Genomic DNA, 6,998 nt, shown 5'->3' on the forward strand with positions numbered 1-6,998 from the left:
TAATTTTTAATGCAAGTAAACTGAAAGCAAATCATCATATTGATGAAAGAATTCGGGCTTAAGCGGAATTTTCGTAAATAATCTCGACATCTGTTTCGAGAATATGAAATTTTCACCCTATCCTTTGCAGTAATTTCTCGAATTTTTTGGCGGATTATCAGATGAGTACGTGACGCACGTGATTTTTGAAAATATAAATTTGTTGAAATTGCATCAAATCCGCGACTCGACGCGCTCATTTCCATATTCGCGCGCGTGGCCGCATGATGTGAGAGCTTGTGGAACTCCGTGAGGACCACGTGAGATCACGCGCAAGATCTGTCAGGATCTATGAACCAGTCTGGCAGTTTAGTGGTCAACCAATCCCGGACACTGTGTTAAGTTTTTCTTCCTCAACAGCCGGCGCCAGCCCATCGGCGAACTGATGCGGCCGCATCCAGTTGTACCGGTGCATCAGGTGACGGCTGATATCCCAGTGTGCTCCCTGAGCCGACGTATACCACACTGGCGGCAGCCATTCCCTCTTTCCGCTGCGGAATAGTCTGTCGCAAATAAATAGATTCGATCAACCTCACGATCGAGCATTGCGACTACGAACTGGAGAGAGTCCGCGTATTGAGAAAAAGTGTCGACAATGTCAGGCGAGTCTACTTTTTATTTAACATCAGAGTACAAACCAAATGCAGGCGAAAAATCACCCGCAAGAGAAAGGCAATAACTGATTCGCAGAGCGTCCGTCTTCTGAATTCGGCCAGATATTGACCTGCTCGGAGATGCCTGCGGAAATTTTCTGTCGATACTCGGGATATAGGTTTTTTCGTAGCGTTCGCTGTCGCCGGAGAAAGGAAGTCATGAAGAAGAGCCGGTTTACCGACGAGCAGATGGTGACGATCCTGCGTGAGGCGGAAAAGGCGCCGGTCGCCGAGGTCGCGAAGCAGCACGGGATTAGCGAACAGACGATCTACAACTGGCGGCAGCATTTCGGCGGCCTGGAGGCTGCCGACGTGAAGCGGCTCAGGCAGCTCGAGCAGGAGAACGCGCGACTGAAGAAGATGCTGGCGGAGCGTGATCTCGAACTGGACGTGAGGAAAGAGATCAACGCAAAAAAGTGGTGAGCGCGCTCGCCCGACGCCAGCAGGTCACGTACGCGAAAGTGCGGGGCCTGTCGGAGCGACGTGCGTGCGCGCTGATGTCGGTGGCGCGATCTGCATTGCATTACGAATCGAAGCTCGCCGTGCGAGACGCACCGGTACTTGCGGCGATGAGCATTCTGTCGGCGCAGTATCCCCGCTACGGCTACCGTCGAATCCAGATTTTTCTGGAGCGGCAGGGTCACCCGATGAGCGCGGACCGGGCGTGGCGGCTATGGCGTCTTGCCGGCTTGCAGGTCCCGCGCAAGCGACCTCGCAGGCGTGTGGCGGTTCGCCGTCCCCGGCCTCAGCCGGCGACGGCGGCACGGCACGTCTGGGCGTACGACTTCGTCTTCGATGCATGTGCCAACGGCCAGCAGTTGAAGTGTCTGACGGTGATCGATGAATACACGCGTGAATGTCTGGCGATCGATGTGGCTGGATCGATTCGCTCGGGACGCGTCATCGAAGTCCTGTCCCACCTGGTCAGCGTTCATGGCGCGCCGCGCTATTTGCGTTCGGACAATGGCCCGGAGTTCGTGTCGCGGGCCATCCTGAAGTGGGCCGCGCAGAACAGCATGGAGATGGCGCTCAACGATCCCGGCAAGCCTTGGCAGAACGGCGCAGACGAAAGCTTCAACGGCAAATTCCGGGACGAATGCCTGAGCCTTGAGTGGTTTCGAACGCGCCCGGAAGCGAAGGTTGTGATCGAGCAGTGGCGACGTCACTACAATGCTATCCGACCGCATTCGAGTCTGGCATACCTGACGCCCGACGAGTTCAAGCAGCAGTATTGTTCAACTGAAGCAACCGAGGCCGTTCCCCAAGCTTGAAATGGCCTGAGGAAATCAGGCAGGTCACCCCGCCTTTCTCTGCAGCGCGCATGACGATGCGTGAACTGCACACGTCCCGTTTTTCTACGACATACATCCACGCGGCCTCATGTTTAACTCATGCCCAGCCGGGTCGGGTGCATTCCGAATCCTGGCGGCACCATGAATTTCCATGAGGCGAATCAACGCTTCCGCGACTTCTCGCGTGCGGCCTCGCAGCCTGCGTACAGCGCTAACGAACCGGCTATGGAAGCGGCCTGTCGCCTGGCGCATCGCGAAGCCGCGCCGGGTGTTCAAGCCCGATTCCCGTCAGGTGAAGATGGCCGACGCATCACCATGAAAACAATGACCGGACCTTTAGTCGTGAACAACGCCGAACCCGTGAATGCCTGCAGCGCGATCTCCGGCAGCCCGGCAGCAAGTGCGCCGATCGAGTACCCGCACACATGCGTCTGATCTGTTTTCCTTACGCGGGCGGCTCGGCCGCCGTCTATCGTGGCCTGCAACCGCTATTGCCCGGGATCGAGGTGCACCGTCATGAGCTTGCCGGCCGAGGCAGCCGCCTGTCGGAGCCAGCCGTGCGGGATATGGCAACGCTGATCGACGCGTTGCTGGACGACCTGGGCAGTTGCTTCGATCGTCCCTTCGCACTGCTCGGCCACAGCATGGGCGCGGCGATTGCCGTCGAGCTGGCGCTGCGGCTTCCCGCCCATGCGCGACCGAACCTCCGGCATCTGTTCGTGAGCGCGCGCGCTGCACCGGGCAAGGAGCGCCCCGTTCGACGGATGCAGGCGCTGGACGACCGTGCGTTCATCGACGCGCTGCACGAGATGGGCGGTACACCGAAGGCGGTGCTGGACAACCGCGAAATGATGGCGTTGATGATGCCGGCGCTGCGTGCGGATTTCACGATGATCGAAAACTACCGGGCCGTGCCCGGACGCAGGCTGGCAGTCGACATCACCGCGTTCGCGGGCGTGGCGGATGAACAGGTCCCTGCCGATTCCGTTTCAGGCTGGGATGCCGCGACGACCGGGCGCTGCGAATTTCATGTCATCAACGGCGATCACTTCTTTATCCGGAGCGAAATGCGGGCGATGGCCGACATCATTGCGACGCGCCTGCGGCGCGCGGATCACGTTGCACCGAACGCCCTGCAAGCATGACGGGCATCGCACACGTCGGGATCCGCATCGCGCGATCGGCGTGCCGTGCCGTGATCGTCGAAGTGAAGCGCCTCGCGGTCCCGGCGAACGTGCCCGGGGGCAGATCGCCACTTACCTACGCGTCAAACCTGGAGTGCAATTGTGCAACGTAATCGAAAGCGGATCCTTGTGACCGGTGGCGCGGGTTTCCTCGGTTCGCATCTGTGCGAGCGCCTGGTCGAACTCGGTCATGACGTCTTGTGCGTCGACAACTATTTCACCGGCACCAAGCAGAACGTGGCTGCGCTGCTCGGCAACCCGAGCTTCGAGGCGCTGCGCCACGACGTGACCTTTCCGCTGTACGTGGAGGTGGACGAGATCTACAACCTCGCCTGTCCGGCATCGCCGATCCACTATCAGTTCGATCCCGTGCAGACCACCAAGACCAGCGTGATGGGCGCGATCAACATGCTGGGGCTCGCGAAGCGCACGCACGCACGCGTGCTGCAAACTTCCACGAGCGAAGTATACGGCGACCCCGACGTGCATCCGCAACCGGAGACGTACCGGGGCAACGTCAACCCGCTCGGGCCGCGTGCGTGCTATGACGAAGGAAAGCGGTGCGCGGAGACCCTGTTCTTCGACTATCACCGCCAGCAAAACGTGCAAATCAAGGTGGTACGGATCTTCAACACGTACGGGCCGCGCATGCATCCCAACGACGGTCGCGTCGTGTCCAACTTCATCGTGCAGGCGCTGCGCGGCGAGGACATCACGCTGTATGGCGACGGCAGCCAGACCCGCGCGTTCTGCTATGTCGACGACATGGTCGGCGGCCTGATCCGGATGATGGGCACGCCCGCGGACGTCACCGGCCCGATCAATCTCGGCAATCCGCATGAGATCGCGGTCAGTGAACTCGCGCAGATCATCTTGCGCCTGACGGGCTCGAAGTCGCGAATCGTATTCCGGCCGCTGCCGAAGGACGATCCGACGCAACGTTGTCCGGATATCAACCTCGCACGCACCCACCTCGACTGGAAGCCGACGATCGGGCTCGAAGTGGGGCTGCGTCGAACCATCGACTATTTCCGCTCGACCGTGCCTGCCTGACGCCACGCCGGTGTCCCGCTTTCCCGTGGCAGACGCAATACGGAGACCATGCTTCAATCAGCCGTACCGCTGCACCCTTGCCGTTGCACCATTGGCCGACACGAAGCGATGCTGATTCGCCAGTGTCCATCATCCGCGCTGCAAGCCGGATCCCCAAGCATGGAAAAACTCGATTATCTCAAGCATGTCGAATCGAATGCGCGAACCTACGCGACGTCGTTTCCACGGCTGTTTACCCATGCCGAAGGCGTACGCATGCGCGATTCCGACGGGCAGGAATACATCGACTGCCTGTCCAATGCCGGAACGCTCGCACTCGGGCACAATCACCCGGAAGTCAACGAAGCCGTCATGCGGTTCCTGTCCTCCGGTCAACTGCAACAGGCGCTCGACCTGGCGACGCCGGCCAAGCACGCGTTCGTCGAACAGCTGTTCTCGATGCTGCCGAACGCGATCGCTGATACCGGCAAGATCCAGTTCTGTAGTCCGAGCGGAGCGGATGGCGTCGAAGCGGCGATCAAGCTGGCCCGGCATCATACGGGCCGCCCGACGATCATGGCGTTTCACGGCGCCTACCATGGCATGACGGCCGGCGCACTCGCCGCATCGGGCAATCTCACGCCGAAATCGGCCGGCAGCAACGGGCGCGACGTTCATTTCCTGCCCTACCCCTATGCCTTTCGCTGCCCGTTCGGCACCGACGGCTCGGCAACCGATCAACTCAGCATCAACTATATCCGGACGGTCCTGTCCGATCCCGAGAGCGGGATCACGAAACCCGCGGCCGTCATCGTCGAAGTCGTGCAAGGCGAAGGCGGCTGCATCCCCGCTTCCGACGCCTGGCTGATCGAGTTGCGCGAGCTGACGCTGCGGCATGAAATCCCGCTGATCGTCGATGAAGTGCAGACCGGCCTCGGCCGAACCGGCGCGCTGTTCGCCATCGAGCATTCCGGCATCCGGCCGGACGTCCTGGTGTTGTCGAAGGCGTTCGGCGGCGGCTATCCGCTGTCGGTGGTGGTCTATGACAAGCGCCTGGACACCTGGCCGCCAGGCTCGCACGCGGGCACCTTCCGCGGCAACCAGATCGCGATGGTGGCTGGTTTGTCGACCATGCGCATCGTCGATCGAGACGGGCTGTCGGCGCACGCGGACGCGGTCGGCAAGCTGCTGGTCGCCGGCCTCGAACGTATTGCCGAACGCTTCCCCAGTCTGGGCCAGATCCGCGGCCGCGGCCTGATGATCGGCGTCGAAGTCGTGCTGCCCGGCCGCGATGGCCAACCCGGCCCGACCCATGCGGCGCTCGCGAAAGCCATCAAGCTGAGTTGCCTGCGCAACGGACTCGTGATCGAAACCGGCGGCCGTCATGGCGCGGTACTCAGGTTCCTGCCGCCGTTGATCGTCTCGGAAGCGGACATCCACGAGATTCTCAACCGCTTCGAACAAGCGGTGGAAACGGCCTGCCGCTCATAGGCACACTGCAGCGTAACCGTGAAGACCGGTCGGTCCGCGGTGCGTCGCGATCCACATTTAGATAAGGAATAGTTGACCATGCTGGGCATGACGGAACGCAAGCTGCTTGCCGACGGGGCCTCGCCGTTGCTGCTGGAGCCGGCATCGAGCGGGCGAGTGAACGGGCACGATCTCGTGCTGGCGGTCAACGACAATCGAGTTGAACTCGAATCGCGGCTTCTGGAACATGGCGCGCTCCTGTTTCGCGGTTTCGACGTGTCATCGGTCGTCGAATTCGAGGCGTTTTCGAACGCGGTGTCGGCTCATCAGTCCGACTACGTCTATCGTTCCACGCCGCGCACCTCGATCGGCAACGGCATCTTCACCGCCACCGAATATCCGCCGAGCGAGACGATCGCGCTTCATTGCGAAAACGCGTATCAACGCAGCTGGCCGCTGCGCGTCGCATTCTGCTGCCTTTGCGCGCCCACGGCCGGCGGCGAAACGCCGATCGCCGACATGCGGGAGGTGAGCCGCCGGATCGGAGCACGCATCCTGGGGAACTTCGAGGCGAAGCAGGTCCGCTATGTCAGGCACTACCGGCGGCACGTCGACATTCCGTGGGAAACCGTCTTTCAGACCACCGACCGCAGCCAGGTCGCGGCCTTCTGCGCAGACAACGGCATCGAGCACGAATGGCTCGACGACGACACGTTATGCACCGCACAGATCAACCAGGGCGTGGCCTACCATCCGGTCACCCGTGACAGGGTTTTCTTCAACCAGGCCCACCTGTTCCACCTCTCGAACCTGGAAGCATCGCTCGCCAGTTCGATCGTCAGCCTGTTCGGCGAGGATCGCGTTCCGCGCAACGCGTTCTATGGCGACGGGAGTCCATTCGATCTCGACGACATCGAGCAGATCCGCAATGCGTACCGCGAATGCGCGATCCAGTTTCCCTGGCAGCGCGGCGACGTCCTGCTCGTCGACAACATGCGATTCGCGCATGGGCGCAACCCGTTCGAAGGCGAGCGCAAGGTGATCGTGTCGCTGCTGGACCCCTACTCCCCCGACACGGGAATGCCGTCGGCCAGGTAGTCGGCAAACCATGACCGCGCGAATGAATGACCGGCCCGATTGAATACGCACACGAACCGCCGTGTCCTTGAATTACGGGGCAGACGCCGGTTTGGCGCGATGCTCTAATCTCAATATAACCCGATTCAAGAAGCAAGGCTGGCGGGCGCGCCGCGACTGGTCCTGAGGTCACGCGACGCGACAGTGAGCCCGGTATGCGCCCGGCACAGGGCTTGCATGACGGACTGTCT

General features: G+C 61.1%; 6 protein-coding genes and 1 pseudogene. 6 read left to right on the forward strand and 1 reads right to left on the reverse strand.

The annotated features are described in order from the left end of the window. Window positions 1-355 precede the first annotated feature (355 nt). Window positions 356-547, reverse strand: a pseudogene (locus VL15_RS43130) (IS3 family transposase); the annotation flags it as partial. A gap of 304 nt (window positions 548-851) precedes the next feature. Here VL15_RS43130 and VL15_RS08515 point away from each other — a divergent pair. The 6 genes from VL15_RS08515 to VL15_RS08535 all read left to right on the forward strand — a co-directional run bounded on the left by VL15_RS08515 (window position 852) and on the right by VL15_RS08535 (window position 6,768). Continuing rightward, a protein-coding gene (locus VL15_RS08515) for an IS3 family transposase (protein ID WP_155420158.1) occupies window positions 852-1,963 on the forward strand; the annotation gives its coding sequence in 2 pieces (ribosomal slippage) (window positions 852-1,101 and window positions 1,101-1,963; 1,113 coding nt in all). A gap of 162 nt (window positions 1,964-2,125) precedes the next feature. Continuing rightward, window positions 2,126-2,419: a hypothetical protein gene (locus tag VL15_RS41810; protein WP_155420159.1), complete on the forward strand. Its 294-nt coding sequence runs from the start codon at window positions 2,126-2,128 to the stop codon at window positions 2,417-2,419. Then, window positions 2,410-3,129, forward strand: coding sequence for a thioesterase II family protein (locus tag VL15_RS08520; RefSeq protein ID WP_053077600.1), 720 nt, complete (start codon window positions 2,410-2,412; stop codon window positions 3,127-3,129). Before VL15_RS41810 ends, VL15_RS08520 begins: the two co-directional genes overlap by 10 nt. A 141-nt stretch (window positions 3,130-3,270) precedes the next feature. Next, on the forward strand, window positions 3,271-4,221 hold the full coding sequence (locus VL15_RS08525) for a UDP-glucuronic acid decarboxylase family protein (RefSeq protein WP_048244863.1): 951 nt from the start codon (window positions 3,271-3,273) through the stop codon (window positions 4,219-4,221). A gap of 159 nt (window positions 4,222-4,380) precedes the next feature. Next, window positions 4,381-5,691, forward strand: coding sequence for a diaminobutyrate--2-oxoglutarate transaminase family protein (locus VL15_RS08530; protein WP_048244865.1), 1,311 nt, complete (start codon window positions 4,381-4,383; stop codon window positions 5,689-5,691). Between the two features lie 78 nt (window positions 5,692-5,769). Next, window positions 5,770-6,768 (forward strand): TauD/TfdA family dioxygenase, encoded by a 999-nt coding sequence (locus VL15_RS08535; RefSeq protein ID WP_048244866.1) that lies wholly within the window; start codon window positions 5,770-5,772, stop codon window positions 6,766-6,768. Window positions 6,769-6,998: the final 230 nt, after the last annotated feature.

It is taken from the genome of Burkholderia cepacia (assembly GCF_001039005.1).
Lineage (GTDB): Bacteria > Pseudomonadota > Gammaproteobacteria > Burkholderiales > Burkholderiaceae > Burkholderia > Burkholderia theae.

What these genes read in the sequence shown, in the direction of transcription:
- VL15_RS41810 (WP_155420159.1), top strand. Translation starts at nt 2,126, where the DNA reads ATGAATTTCCATGAGGCGAATCAACGCTTCCGCGACTTCTCGCGTGCG.
- VL15_RS08520 (WP_053077600.1), top strand. Translation starts at nt 2,410, where the DNA reads ATGCGTCTGATCTGTTTTCCTTACGCGGGCGGCTCGGCCGCCGTCTAT.
- VL15_RS08535 (WP_048244866.1), top strand. Translation starts at nt 5,770, where the DNA reads ATGCTGGGCATGACGGAACGCAAGCTGCTTGCCGACGGGGCCTCGCCG.
- VL15_RS08530 (WP_048244865.1), top strand. Translation starts at nt 4,381, where the DNA reads ATGGAAAAACTCGATTATCTCAAGCATGTCGAATCGAATGCGCGAACC.